The organism is Nostoc sp. KVJ3 (assembly GCF_026127265.1).
Taxonomy (GTDB): domain Bacteria; phylum Cyanobacteriota; class Cyanobacteriia; order Cyanobacteriales; family Nostocaceae; genus Nostoc.
On the sequence record NZ_WWFG01000001.1, the window covers coordinates 1,837,501 to 1,851,003 of the forward strand.

Below are 13,503 nucleotides of genomic sequence, written 5' to 3' on the forward strand. Positions count from 1 at the left end.
TGGGAAAGAATCTTCCACTGTCCCTAGCTGTCCACCGCGACCGTTGACAACAGCTAACTGCCTTGTAACCCCAATTTTGCCCTGATCGTCAACGGTTCTCGTTTGTGGAGTAGCCTGACGACCCCGCAGCAGATTATCTACTGTGTCTGCAACACTTTCGTGTACTGTCCAACGTTGACGTTCCAACATTTCCACAGCAATTTCAAAGGTAGGAGGGGCTTTCCGCTCCAAAACAGTTTTTTGAGAGCCTCGCCGTCTGGCTTCGTCGTCTCCCAGCGTCACAGCTTGGATACCCCCAACTAAATCAGCCAAGGTGGGGTTTTTAATCAGATTTTCGATCTGATTCCCGTGGGCAGTACCTACCAACTGTACGCCCCGTTCCGCAATGGTACGAGCCGCTAAAGCTTCCAGTTCCGTGCCAATTTCATCAATGACGATGACTTCTGGCATGTGATTTTCCACTGCCTCAATCATCACCTGATGCTGTTGTTCTGGATGAGCCACTTGCATCCGCCGAGCGCGACCAATGGCGGGGTGGGCAACATCACCATCCCCAGCGATTTCGTTGGAGGTGTCAATAATCACCACTCGCTTATGAAAATCATCCGCCAAAACACGGGCTATTTCCCGTAAGGCGGTAGTTTTGCCCACACCTGGACGACCCAGCATGAGAATCGATTTACCAGTTTCTACCAAATCGCGGATCATGCCAATGGTTCCGAATACCGCCCGACCAACGCGACAGGTCAAGCCAATAATCTTACCAGTACGGTTGCGGATGGCACTGATCCGATGCAAAGTTTGCTCAATTCCTGCCCGATTATCTCCGCCAAAAATTCCGACTCGTTGAATGCAATCATCTATCTGTTCTTGAGTAACAGGTATTTCGCTCAGATACTCAGCTTGATTAGGAAAGCGAGCTTCTGGGCGACGACCCAAATCCAAGACTACTTCTACTAAACTATCTCGTTTGGGATGACTCTCTAGTACTTGTTGCAGGTCTTGGGGCAAAATATCTAATAACTTTTGGAGATCGTCTGTAATCGTCATGCTTTCTATGGTGACGGAAACAACAGTAAATCGATACTTTCAGCTTCTAACTGTTCTCAAGCGCTCATTCAATGCTCAAACCTCCTACCTTGACTATACAAACATAAATTAAACATGAATTACAGGACTTTTTATGACTAAGTAATTATGCTTAATTAATGCTCACTTTCCCTTCTCTGCCGTGACTTAATTTGGGAAACGAGAGAATGGGCAAGTTCTACAGCTTGCCAAAGTAATACTTCATCTTCTTCTAGGCGAATAGTTGCCTTCACATTGGTGTTACTTACCTCCTTATTCTCTAACTTTTCGAGAATTGGTGACAGCAGTACACGGGCGTAGCTACCGTAGGCAACCCCGGAAATGGAGGCAGGGGAGCAGGGAGCAGGGAGCAGGGGGAAAAATTCTTCTCCTCTGCCCCCCGCTCCCTGCTCCTCTGCCTCTTTGAGCAGTCCCATTGCCTTTAACTTAGCAACGGTATAGCTATTTGTGCCGCCTGCTAACTGCACATATCCCGGTAATTTTGCTGCCAAAACTTTTTGCCCTAATTTCACTGCGGCTATTGTAGTACCATCGCCAATATCACCGCTCATGGAACGACCGTCGGTTTGCCAAATTAAAGCACTTTTGAGTGGGGCAATCAGGTCATACACTGTACTTAGGTAGTCAGTCATCCCCTCGCCATCGGGACAGCTGATAGCTAGTACCTTTAATCGATCAGCCCACGGTGAAATTGCTTGCCACAATCGCTGAAATTCTGCCAACCGCCCTACTTTTGTATGGATTTCTACGGCATCTACTCCTGTTGACATTATTAATGGCGCGATCGCTCCTGGGGTTGTCACATACGAAGCTGTATAAATTATACTGTATGGACAAATTGGGATGCAACGACCGCAGCCATAACACTTTTCAGAAACTACTCCCGAAAAGTCTTCTTTGATACTGTCAAACACGATCGCTTGTGCTGGACAAATCCGTTCACAGGGTCTAGGGCAATCTTTAGGACATTCAGTAGGATTAAATTCTGCTTTGCGAAAATGGGGGTCTTCTCCATCATTCAGGCTGACCATTAAAAAGGGTAAGTTGCCTTTGTAGTCAAAGCCTCGCTTTTGGGCATCCTTAGCTAGAGTTTTAGCTGCTTGTAGCCCTGATTGCGCTGCTGTAATCACTGCTGGATCAGCTGCAACATCTATGCAGTCAGCGCCCGCCAAAGTATAGGCTAAGGTTAAATTTCTGACTGCCGGCAAATGCTGGAAGCTGGCTCCGCAGATCAGCTTGAACCAGTTACCTTGTTTGAGGGATTGTAAGGGGACGAACAGATCAGTCACACTTCTATTATGCGTTTATGCGACTAAAAATAGTCGTCTGCGATCAAGAAAAAGTACAGATTTCCTGAATTTGGGCATTGGGTATTATTGGTTATTAATTCTTCTCCACATACTCCCGCAGCTTTTTAGGAGGCTGAGATACATGACAGTCAATGCAATAACTGTATGTTTTGTAGAAGACTCTGCTGAAGATAGAGCTTTGTATCGACGCTTCTTAGAGCGGGACGATCGCTACACTTATGATATTTATGAGTTTGAGTCGGGAAATAAGGCGCTACAAGTATGCCTTGGGAAAATACCGGACGTAGTTTTGTTGGACTACCGATTACCAGATTTAGACGGACTAGAATTTCTCACTAAGCTACAAAGGCAAATTTCCAGCAGCCAAACTTCAGTAATTATGCTGACTGGACAGGGTGACGAAACGATCGCAGTCCAAGCTATCAAGAGTGGGGCCCATGATTATCTAGTTAAGGGAAAACTGACCCAAGAAAATTTTTGCCGAACGATTCATGGGGCGATTAAGCATAAGCAGCTAATGCAGCAACTAGAACAGCAGCAGGAACAACAACGCCTAGTAGGAGCGATCGCTCTGGATATTCGCAAATCTTTGCAGCTTCCAGACATTCTTACTACTAGTGTTCAAGAAGTCCGCCAGTTACTGGGCGCTGATCGGGTACTGGTGTATCAATTCACTGCTCAGACGCAGGGTTGTATTGTATCAGAGTCAGTGTTATCTGAATGGACAACAAGCTTGGGGCTGGAAATTGAAGATACCTGTTTTCAAGAAAGCCAGGGGGAAAAATACCGCCAAGGAAAAATTTGGACAACTACGAATATCTATGAAGCGGGTTTAAGTGAGTGCCATCTTCAATTATTAGAACAGTTTCAGGTAAAAGCGAATTTAGTTGTCCCCATTTTGGTACAAAACATAAAGACTTTAGCAGTTGAACTTTGGGGGCTATTTATTGTGCATCAATGTTCTGCTCCCCGTGAATGGCAGACATTTGAGGTGGAATTGCTATCTTCACTGACCGTACAACTAGCGATCGCTATTCAACAAGCCCAACTTTACGACAATCTGCAAACCCTCAACAGCGAATTAGAAGCCAAAGTCCAAGAACGCACTATCAAATTGCAAGAAAGCGATCGCCGATTTCAGGCAATCTTTAATAACACTTTCCAATTCACAGGACTGCTAACGCCATCTGGTATTTTACTGGAAGCGAACCAGACGGCGCTAAGTTTTGGCGGACTTCAGCTTGAAGATGTCATCAATCGCCCTTTTTGGGAAGCGCACTGGTGGACAATTTCACCGCAAATTCAAGAAGAATTAAAACAAGCGATCGCTCGTGCATCTCAAGGTGAGTTTGTCCGCTATGAAGTTGACGTTCTAGGCGCAAATAACCGAGTAGCAACAATCGATTTTTCACTGCGTCCGCTTCCAGATGAGACCGGTAAAGTCGTTTTGTTAATTCCAGAAGGGCGAGATATCACTGAACGCAAAATTTTGGAGCGAGAACTAGCTCACAAGCAAAAGTTATTGGATTCCTTCATCAATAACGCACCCGTTGGTATAACCATTATGGATCGGGAACTGCGTTATTCATTCATTAATGAAGCATTAGCCGAAATGAATGGTATTCCCCTAGCAGCGCATATTGGCAAGACCCTGTGGGAAATTATCCCAGATTTGGCCCCAACGGTGGAGCAGGTGTTTCGACAAGTTTTGACAACAGGTGAACCGATTCTAGATTTGGAAATCAGTGGAGAAACCCCAAAACAGCCCGGTGTCATCAGGACTTGGCTAGTTTCCTACTTTCCAATCCAGTCTGAAGCCGATGAACCGATTAGCATGGGCATTGTGGTAATTGAAATCAGCGATCGCAAACGCGCTGAACAGATGTTAGAACTACAAGCAGTAATTACCCGTAACATGGCGGAGGGAATTTGCCTAGTTGATGCTACCGATGGGATGTTTGTCTACGCCAATCCTAAATTTGAGCAAATGTTTGGCTATGAAACTGGTGAATTAATCGGTCAACATGTGTCCATTGTCAACTATGGAAAGGAACATACTACACCCGAAGAAGTGAACCAGGCAATTAGTACTGCTGTTTTGCAATATGGTGAAGCTACTTATGAAGTTCATAATGTCAAAAAAGATGGCACTCCATTCTGGTGTAACGCCACCGCTTCTGTTTTTCAACATCCTGAGTATGGAAGCGTTCTTGTAGCTGTCCAACAAGATATCACTGAGCATAAGCAAGCGCAGGAAAAAATTAAAGCCTCTCTCAAAGAAAAAGAGGTATTACTTAGGGCTTGCTGAAAAAGAAAGAAAAGGTTGCAGTATCTAGATTATCAGACCAAAGAAGTATATTCCGGTGCAAGATTTGAAGGTAAAATAGCCCAAAATCCTTGCATGACTGTGGTCAGACGAGACAAGCGTGTATCCGATGTAACCATGTACCGAAAAGAAGAATCAACTCCAATTCCACCAGAAAATTTTGAACTTCCATTTGAGGGAAAGTTATCATCAGATAATCGTTGGGTCATTATGGCGAATTTCATACCCTGGACAGAATTTGAGTCGGAATATTCTTCCGGGTTCTCCGCAGAGATGGGGGCACCAGCAAAGTCATTTCGGATGGCGTTAGGTGCATTAATAATAAAAGAGAAACTAGGCATAAGTGACAGAGAAACAGTAGAGCAAATCAAAGAGAACCCTTATCTACAGTATTTTATAGGGATATCATCTTATAGTAATGAAACTCCCTTTGACGCATCAATGTTAGTACATTTTCGTGAAAGAATTAGTGCTGATTTTGTTAACAAAGTTAATCAAAAAATGGTGAAGAAGATGCTTGAAAAAACATCTTCGATTGACAATGAAAAAAAAACCGAAGAATCAGAAAAAGAAGTAAGTGGTCTAAAAAATCTGGGGAAATTAATATTAGATGCCACTTGTGCGCCAGGTGATATTAGCTATCCAACAGATTTAGGGCTACTAAATCAAGCCAGAAGGCAGACAGAAAAAATTATAGACTTTCTTTATGAACAGGTACTGGGTCAATTAGATAAAAAACCTAGAACATATCGACAGGTAGCAAGAAAAGATTATCTAGAAGTAGCTAAAAAACGTCGCGTTTCCCAAAAAGACCGGAGAAAAGCTATAAGAAAACAGCTTCAATATATTAAAAGAAACTTATCTCATATTGACCAGCTAATCAGTTCAGGAGCAACTCTAAAAAATTTAATAAACAGACAATATAAGATGTTGCTTGTAGTCGGAGAAGTCTATCGTCAACAACTATGGTTATATGAAAATAAAAAACAGAGTATTAATGATCGTATCGTCAGTTTAACTCAACCACATATCCGTCCCATTGTCCGAGGGAAAGCTGGGAAAGCCGTGGAGTTTGGGGCAAAATTGTCGGCTAGTTATTACAATGGATATGTATTTTTAGACCATATTAGTTGGGATAATTTTAATGAATCAGGAGACTTAAAAGCACAAGTAGAATCCTTTAAAAACTACACTGGTTATTATCCAGAATCCGTTCATGTTGATAAAATTTACCGGACACGAGAGAATCGAGCTTGGTGTAAAGAACGAGGTATTAGAATTAGTGGAAACCCTTTAGGCAGACCTCCAGCCAATGTAAGTAAGGAAAAAAAGAAGCAAGCTGTCTTATGATGAAAGAATTCGTAATTCTATTGAGGGAAAGTTTGGGCAAGCTAAAAGAAGATTTAGCCTGGGTAGAGTGATGGCGAAACTGTCTCATACTTCTAAAACTGCAATTGCTATTACTTTTTTAGTAATGAATCTTTCTACTCAACTGTCACGCTTTAAGAGTGCTTTTTTATGTCTATTTTTGAAAACAACACCTTTTTTTCGCTCTAATATTATTGAAAATAATAGTTTAGCCAATCAAAAACAACAAAAACTTATATTTAGGGCTTGCTTGAATAACTGACCAATCCTGATCTTGCTTTTTTATGACTTTTTCAGCAAGCCCTACTTAAAGAAATTCACCATCGGGTAAAGAACAATTTAGGAATTGTTAGCAGTTTGCTACAAATGCAGTGCAGACGTACACAAGATCCTCTGGTAGCTGCAATTCTGCGCGATAGTCAAAACCGCATTGCCTCTATTGCCTTAGTTCATGAAAAACTGTATCGCTCTGAAAACCTCGCTAATATTGATTTCGCTCAATACATCCCAGATTTAACAACTCATTTATTCGATTCTTATAACGTCAGTTCTAGCAAAATCCAACTCAAGATTCAAGTTGATAATGCTAGCCTCGACATCGAAACCGCCATTCCTTGTGGCTTGATTATCAATGAACTGGTTTCCAATGCTTTGAAATACGCCTTTGTGGGTAATCGTGCAGGAGAAATCGAGGTTAAGTTTTATCAAGAATTCGAGTCTACTTTGACACTCATTATTCGAGATAATGGTATTGGTTTACCGGAAAATTTTGATAACAAGAAAGCTAAGACACTTGGCATCACACTTGTCCAGGGTTTAGTCAAACAGCTACGAGGAAAACTTGAAATTGTCTCTAACCAGGGAACACAGTTCAAAATTACTTTTACAAATAGTCGTGTATAAAGAACATGATTACCATTCCATCAAATAATCAAACAGATGAAAGAGCTAGAATCCTTGTGGTTGAGGATGAATACATTCTTGCCATCAACTTACAAGAAAGTTTAGAGTCTCTGGGATACACTGTTTTAGGTATGACCGATTCCGCAGAGGAGGCAATTGAAAAAGCGACTGACTTACACCCAAACTTGATTTTAATGGATATCAGGTTACGCGGTGACATGGACGGCATCCAAGCAGCAGAACAAATCTGGAATAATTTGCAAATTCCTGTTATCTACGTTACAGGCCATTCTGATAAAAGTACTGTAGAGCGGGCAACACTAACATCCCCCTTTGGGTATATTCTCAAACCCATCAAAGAGCAAGAACTTTACGTTGCTATTCAAACAGCACTCAATCGCTATGAGCGCGAGCAATTTTTGAGTTCTGTGCTGCGGGGAATGGGTGATGGGGTGGTTGTCGTCGATCCTGAGTTGCGCGTCAAGTACCTCAATCAGGTGGCTGAAGCTCTGACAGGGTGGCGATGGGATGAAGCCAAGGGACGGATGTTAACGGAGGTGTTCAAGCTTGTTAATGAACAAACTCAGTTTCCTGCCCAAAATCCAATGATTGCAGCCCTCCAACAAGAAACTACTATCTATCTAGATAGTCACATTTCACTAGTTGCTAAAGACAAGACAACTATACCAATAGCTGATAGTGCTACTCCCCTGAGAAATAATAGTGGTGCAATTACAGGAGCCATAATGGTGTTTCGGGATGATACACAACGACGACTAACTGAAGAACGCAATCTTGCAACTGCACGTGCCCAACAACTCGAAATTCAAGTGGCAGAACTCAAACGACTAAACAAGTTAAAAGAGGATTTTCTCGCAACTACTTCTCATGAAATGCGAACACCCTTGTCAAACATCAAAATGACAATCTCCACCCTAGAAAATCTTCTTGAGCGACAGGGCATCTTAAATTCAAACCCACTTTCTCCATTTGAATCTGTTGCCCACTACTTAACTATCCTGCGTGAACAGTGCGAACAAGAACTTGATCTAGTAGACAATTTACTGTATATCCGAATGATTGATGCAGATGTCTATCCGTTGGAATTAACTTCAATTCACCTCCAAAACTGGCTGCCTCACGTTGCCGAGTATTTTGAGGAACGGGCTAGAGCTAGGGAACAGACTTTGCAAGTTAATATTCCTCCAAATTTACCACCTTTAGTTTCAGACTTGCCTAGCCTAACCGAAATTGTCTCAGAGCTACTCAACAATGCTTGCAAATATACTCCATCCGAAGGACAGATTGTGGTGGATGTTCGGGTAATCGACACCACAAAAAGTCTCACAAATAAGAATGCTGAATCTGGTATATTAGGTGATTTTCAAGTTCCCTACTTTCAAATTACAATTAGTAATTCTGGGGTGATAATCCCCAAAAATGAACAATCCCGGATCTTTGAGCCATTTTACCGAATTCCTCAGAGCGATCGCTGGCAACATAGCGGCACAGGATTAGGTTTAGCATTAGTGAAGAAGTTAGTAGAATATCTCCAAGGCACAATTGAAGTTACCAGTTCTCAGGGTTGGACAATATTCACAGTCAAACTCCCGTTTAGGATATCTAGGTGATTAGCGATCCAACGAATTAATCAGCTGTTAGCTTAACATTGATTAAAGATTATCCCTCAATACAACTAGGAATACCCAAAACAGCGCAGGGGAAATTAGAACCTAACGCTTCAATCATCGGATGATTAACAGAGTTGCAACCTAGAAACAGAATATCGGCGACTTCGGATTCAACAACTTTGTGAAGTTCTGTAGAAATGCAACCAAACCGCAAATGAGATTTGAAAGAACCCTGCCATTCTTCAGCCAGACTTCGGGCTTGCCAGAGAATTATATCTGCTTGTTGGAGGGGAGTTATCACTGTCTGCAATTTAGGTTGAGTTAATACCTGGGCAATCGACTTTGATACTTCACTGATTTGACATTCTAATGAAGGCTGTTGTGTGGGAAAGCTCAAGATATTTGGATATTGATTGCTTTGATTCTCTTCTACCACATAAACAGCTTGAACTGTGACTTCTGCATTAGTAGCTAAACGTGTTTGATGGGCAATCCAGAAAGCAATATCTAGTGCTGTATGACTGTTAGGAGATGCATCATAAGCAACAATTAAGTTAACTGCTTTTGCTTGTTGAGGGTTTTTATAAAAGGGTTTTTTTGGTTCTGGTAGCAGCACCATTTGGTCAATTAAGTCATTCCGACCTGTGGCACTTTGCAGACGTGCTAACATTGTCTTGATTTGCACAGCTTTACTTCTCCTAATGAAATGAATTAGCAATGAGAAGCAGGGGCGACAAATTTTAGATTTTGAGATTTTGGATTTTAGATTGAGTGACGATAACCAAAATTTAAAATCTTAAATCAGTCAAGGAAACCCCAATAATAACTGTATTACAGCCAAACTGTTGGGGGTTCCTTCCATTGCCTACGGAGTTAGCTGACGGGCTAAGACTGGAAGGTGTCTCTCTCTTAGGAATGCTGAGTGCTGAGTTAAAGATTAATTATTCTTCACTTTTGACTCTTAAATTGCCGCTCTCTGTAAGATTAGCCCCAAACATTGGTTCCTCCGTTCCAAATTCAGCTTTCATGAATTTGAATTAGGCTACCCACTAAAAAAAATGATAATCTAATTTACTCATCTTGGGCAAAATATCGATCGAGGAAATTCAGCGCGTGGTTGCGGAGTTCAAAATACTCTTTTGAGTTTCGCATAGCAGCGCGATCGCGTGGATGCTCAAAAGGAACTTCTAAAATCTCTCCTATACTAGCAGATGGGCCATTGGTCATCAAGACGATGCGATCGGACATATAAATTGCTTCATCTACATCGTGGGTAATCATCATCACTGCTTGACGATTATTTTCCCAAATATCCAATACCTGGCGCTGCAATTTGCCACGAGTTAGCGCATCTAGTGCCCCAAAAGGTTCATCCATCAGTAACATTTTCGGACGAATTGCTAAGGCTCTGGCAATACCTACTCGTTGTTTCATACCTCCAGAGATTTCATCGGGATATTTGTCAGCCGCCGCCGTCAAGTTTACCATTGCCAAGTGTTGATTTACAATGCTGATTTTTTCAGTTCGATTAGCATTTTTTAGCACTTCATCTACGGCTAAACGGATATTTTCTCGGACTGTTAACCAAGGTAACAGTGAATAGTTCTGAAATACCATCATCCTTTCGGCTCCCGGCTGACGAATTTCTTTTCCATCTAGTCTGACTGAGCCAGAAGTGGCTTTTTCTAAACCCGCTACTATCTTTAAGAGGGTTGATTTACCACAACCGGAGTGACCAATTACAGAAATATATTCATCTTCACCAATCGTAAGATTCACCCCATCTAAAACGACAAAATTATCTTTATCAGGTGTCGGATAAGACTTGACTAAATTTTCAATTTCTAAAAATCCAGGACGAGACAGAACTTCGGTCTGGGTATTAAGAGGTAATGAGGTATATTCCATCATCAAAATGCTCCCGAAAAATTTACTCATCAAACAATTTGGGATTTTGGATTGACTGAGAATTGCATCGAAAATCTCAAATTGCCAGGGTCGATAATTGAGATTGAAATTTAAGACATAAAAGTGCGAATGGGAGCATTAGCCCTAATGGTAAAACTATTCAAATAGCCCACAGGATCGCTAGGGTCGAAGCCTTTCTTATCTATAAATACTTCTGGTGGTTCGACCTTGTAATCATCCTTGGGACATTTGATGCCCATTTCATTTGCTATCTCCCGATATAAATCTGTTCTCCACCCTTTCTCAGCTATTTTCTCGGCATTCTTGGGGAATTTATGAATTTGTCCCCACCGGGCTGCTTGTGTCATTAACCACAGACTTCTGGATCTCCATAAAAATGTTGAGTGTTCTTCTGGCTGTTTGGGAAGGTTGTCAGGAATATCGAAGAAAATCGTGGTGTCAGAGGCTTTGATGGTACGGTCTTTACCATCAAAGCCGCCATAGTTGTAGTTTCCGAGAATTCCGGGACTTGTAAATTTCGCAATTGGGGCATCTTTCTTTTTGGGTCTAGCACCTGTAAAGGAACGTTCTGTAAGCAGTTCGGCAACTTCTTGGCGATTTTCTACTTTGCTGCAATATTGGCAAGCTTCAATCATCGCCTTGACTAGAGAACGATAGGTTTTAGGATATTTATCGATGAAAGATTCCATCACCCCCAAAAGTCTATCTGGGTGTCCTAACCAGACTTCTTTGCCTTGTGCAAAGGTAAAACCGATATTTTCATTACCTGTTATTGCTCGTGTATTCCAGGGTTCTGCAACCATGTAAGCTTGCATTGCACCAATCCGCACGTTTGTCACCATTTGGGGAGGCGGAACGATGATGACGCGAAACTCTTTTAAAGGATCGACTCCGGCGGCGGCGGATAAGTAGCGGACAAAGTATTCGTAAATGGCGGAACTTAATACCACTGCCCAGACTTTGCCTTCTGGTGGTTGTTTGTCAAAGTAGCCTCGAAAATCCCTTCCAAAGGCTTCTAAAGCCCCATCGCCATATTTTTCTTGATATTCATACCACGGACGCAGCCCAAAATCCCACATGGCTTTGTTCATAGTCATGGCGTTACCGTGGCGGTGGATGGTCATGGCTGCACATAAGGGGGCGTGGCGTGCGCCTTCGGCTCCAATTCTGGCATTGGTAACGGCACCAGATACTACGGGTGAAGCGTCTAGGCGACCAAATATTAGACCGTCGCGGGAGGTGGCCCAACTGGCTTCGCGATTGAGTTTGACGTTTAAACCATATTTGCGGAAGAAGCCTTTTTTCCAGGCGATCGCAAATGGCGCACAATCATTAACGGGAACGTAACCAATGGTAAGATCGGGTTTTTCTAGGTCTTGGGATCTAATTACTGGTTGTACAGCTAAGGCTTCTTCAGTTAATCCTTTGGCGGATCTATCTCCTGAAATTGCACAGGAGGATAGGGCTATTCCGGTTGTGGTGGCTCCTATTCCCTTAATAAAATCTCGTCGAGTCCAGTTTATATCACCCATTTTTGTAGCTCCATTGGCGATCAATTGCTCACGCTTCAAGTGCAGAGTCTGATTACATACGCAAAAAATAGCCGAAACCCTTATTTCTAGGTAGGGGCAATTCATGAATTGCCCCTACCATCTGTAGGTTTATGTAAGTTATGTATTAGTTAGAAGTTTTCGGGCGATGGGTTACTAATTCTTGGATTTTGCCGACGGCGTAATCTAGGATTAACCCAGTTAAGCCAATTATGAACACAGCTAAAAAGACTGAACTTAGGTTTAAGCGGCTCCATTCATCCCAGACAAAAAAGCCGATACCAATACCGCCTGTGAGCATTTCCACGGCGACGATTACTAGCCAAGCTATGCCTAAACTAATTCGTAAACCTGTAAAAATATAGGGCAAACTTGCAGGCCAAATAATTTTGGTAATCCGCCTCCAACGGGGCATTTCTAGCACCCGTGCCACATCTAAATAATCTTTGGGAACGCTAGAAACTCCTAATGCGGTATTAATAATTGTCGGCCATAGGGAGGTAATGAAAATTACAAAAATAGCTGAAGGATCTGCTAAATTAAAAATTGCTAAGGCGATGGGCAGCCAAGCTAAGGGCGATACAGGTTTAAAAATTTGAATGATGGGATTGAGGGCTAGCATTGCCGATCTGGACATCCCAATGAGAAATCCCAAAGGAATTGCTACTACCGCACCTAACAAAAAACCCAGTAATACCCGGCGCAGACTTGCGAGCAATAACCAACCAATTCCCAAGTTACCTGGGCCTCTTTGATAGAAGGGATTTAAGATGTAGTCTAGATTAGCAATGAGAGCTTCTGGTGGGGTGGGCATCAATTCATGGTTGGCAAGTGCAATAATCCACCACAGCACAATTATTCCCAAGAAGCCTAATACTGGTAAAATAAATACATCTCTGAGGATGATAGGTTTTGTCTTTTTCCACGCGGCTTGTGTTGCGATCGCTGCGATCGTAGCCAAGTTTAGTTGAAATATCATTTACGACCTCAACAGATTTAAGTGCAGGTACAAAAAACCCGAGCAGTACCAGCCTTGGACACCGATGAGATCGGAAAATTCTAAAAATTCCGTCTCTTCAGTCTCCTCCCAATGCCTACGAAGTTAGCTGACGGGCTAGGGCTGAGAGATGCCCTTCTGAAGAAAGTTATGAGTTATGAGTTAAACATTACTCACTCTCAACTCTTCACTTTCTCCGAGATATGCCCCACAATTTGGTTCCTCCGCTCCAGCGTTATGCACTGTGACACGCTGAATTAGGCTGACTTACTCTAATGGATACTGAATTATGGATAGTATAACATTGATGCTCAGTAAAAGCCATCTTTATTTGTAAGAACTGTTGTTCATTTTAATACCGAGATTAAATTTATCTCGTTGATTTTTGGTAATAAACAAA

General features: G+C 42.3%; 10 protein-coding genes and 2 riboswitches (1 of these 12 only partly in view). Of the genes, 4 read left to right on the forward strand and 6 right to left on the reverse strand.

What is annotated here, in order from left to right:
* Both GTQ43_RS07365 and ldpA read right to left on the reverse strand, forming a co-directional pair.
* Positions 1 to 1,050 carry the 5' portion of a R3H domain-containing nucleic acid-binding protein gene (locus GTQ43_RS07365; RefSeq protein ID WP_265271982.1) on the reverse strand. The gene continues 684 nt to the left of window position 1, outside the view, so only the first 1,050 of its 1,734 coding nucleotides appear in the window; the start codon lies at positions 1,048 to 1,050; the stop codon falls past the left edge of the window.
* A gap of 155 nt (positions 1,051 to 1,205) precedes the next feature.
* Positions 1,206 to 2,378 carry a circadian clock protein LdpA gene (ldpA, locus tag GTQ43_RS07370; RefSeq protein WP_265271984.1) on the reverse strand — a complete coding sequence of 391 codons (1,173 nt, stop codon included), beginning with the start codon at positions 2,376 to 2,378 and terminating at the stop codon, positions 1,206 to 1,208.
* 142 nt (positions 2,379 to 2,520) lie between these two features.
* Between ldpA and GTQ43_RS07375 the strand changes: the two genes are divergently transcribed.
* The 4 genes from GTQ43_RS07375 to GTQ43_RS07390 all read left to right on the forward strand — a co-directional run bounded on the left by GTQ43_RS07375 (position 2,521) and on the right by GTQ43_RS07390 (position 8,627).
* Complete coding sequence (locus GTQ43_RS07375; protein WP_265271986.1) at positions 2,521 to 4,707, forward strand: PAS domain S-box protein; 2,187 nt, start codon at positions 2,521 to 2,523, stop codon at positions 4,705 to 4,707.
* A gap of 135 nt (positions 4,708 to 4,842) precedes the next feature.
* A protein-coding gene (locus GTQ43_RS07380) for an IS5 family transposase (protein ID WP_265273690.1) occupies positions 4,843 to 6,355 on the forward strand; the annotation gives its coding sequence in 2 pieces (ribosomal slippage) (positions 4,843 to 6,066 and positions 6,068 to 6,355; 1,512 coding nt in all).
* Between the two features lie 53 nt (positions 6,356 to 6,408).
* Positions 6,409 to 6,996, forward strand: coding sequence for a sensor histidine kinase (locus tag GTQ43_RS07385; protein ID WP_265273691.1), 588 nt, complete (start codon positions 6,409 to 6,411; stop codon positions 6,994 to 6,996).
* Positions 6,997 to 7,001: 5 nt separating this feature from the next.
* Entirely contained in the window at positions 7,002 to 8,627 is a 1,626-nt protein-coding gene (locus tag GTQ43_RS07390) for an ATP-binding protein (protein WP_265271988.1), read from the forward strand.
* A gap of 49 nt (positions 8,628 to 8,676) precedes the next feature.
* Here the strand turns inward: GTQ43_RS07390 and GTQ43_RS07395 are convergent, their stop codons facing one another.
* The 4 genes from GTQ43_RS07395 to ntrB all read right to left on the reverse strand — a co-directional run bounded on the left by GTQ43_RS07395 (position 8,677) and on the right by ntrB (position 13,085).
* Positions 8,677 to 9,297 (reverse strand): universal stress protein, encoded by a 621-nt coding sequence (locus tag GTQ43_RS07395; protein ID WP_265273692.1) that lies wholly within the window; start codon positions 9,295 to 9,297, stop codon positions 8,677 to 8,679.
* A 180-nt stretch (positions 9,298 to 9,477) separates the two neighbouring features.
* A riboswitch (cyclic di-AMP (ydaO/yuaA leader) is annotated at positions 9,478 to 9,660 on the reverse strand.
* Between the two features lie 38 nt (positions 9,661 to 9,698).
* Positions 9,699 to 10,535 carry an ABC transporter ATP-binding protein gene (locus GTQ43_RS07400; RefSeq protein ID WP_265273693.1) on the reverse strand — a complete coding sequence of 279 codons (837 nt, stop codon included), beginning with the start codon at positions 10,533 to 10,535 and terminating at the stop codon, positions 9,699 to 9,701.
* 110 nt (positions 10,536 to 10,645) lie between these two features.
* Positions 10,646 to 12,088 carry an ABC transporter substrate-binding protein gene (locus GTQ43_RS07405; protein ID WP_265271990.1) on the reverse strand — a complete coding sequence of 481 codons (1,443 nt, stop codon included), beginning with the start codon at positions 12,086 to 12,088 and terminating at the stop codon, positions 10,646 to 10,648.
* 145 nt (positions 12,089 to 12,233) lie between these two features.
* Positions 12,234 to 13,085 (reverse strand): nitrate ABC transporter permease, encoded by an 852-nt coding sequence (ntrB, locus tag GTQ43_RS07410; protein ID WP_265271992.1) that lies wholly within the window; start codon positions 13,083 to 13,085, stop codon positions 12,234 to 12,236.
* A gap of 97 nt (positions 13,086 to 13,182) precedes the next feature.
* Positions 13,183 to 13,377: riboswitch (cyclic di-AMP (ydaO/yuaA leader) on the reverse strand.
* Positions 13,378 to 13,503: the final 126 nt, after the last annotated feature.

Coding starts and splice junctions, on each gene's coding strand:
- GTQ43_RS07375 (WP_265271986.1), top strand. CDS start 2,521: ATGACAGTCAATGCAATAACTGTATGTTTTGTAGAAGACTCTGCTGAA.
- GTQ43_RS07390 (WP_265271988.1), top strand. CDS start 7,002: ATGATTACCATTCCATCAAATAATCAAACAGATGAAAGAGCTAGAATC.
- ntrB (WP_265271992.1), bottom strand. CDS start 13,085: ATGATATTTCAACTAAACTTGGCTACGATCGCAGCGATCGCAACACAA.
- GTQ43_RS07405 (WP_265271990.1), bottom strand. CDS start 12,088: ATGGGTGATATAAACTGGACTCGACGAGATTTTATTAAGGGAATAGGA.
- GTQ43_RS07395 (WP_265273692.1), bottom strand. CDS start 9,297: ATGTTAGCACGTCTGCAAAGTGCCACAGGTCGGAATGACTTAATTGAC.
- GTQ43_RS07400 (WP_265273693.1), bottom strand. CDS start 10,535: ATGGAATATACCTCATTACCTCTTAATACCCAGACCGAAGTTCTGTCT.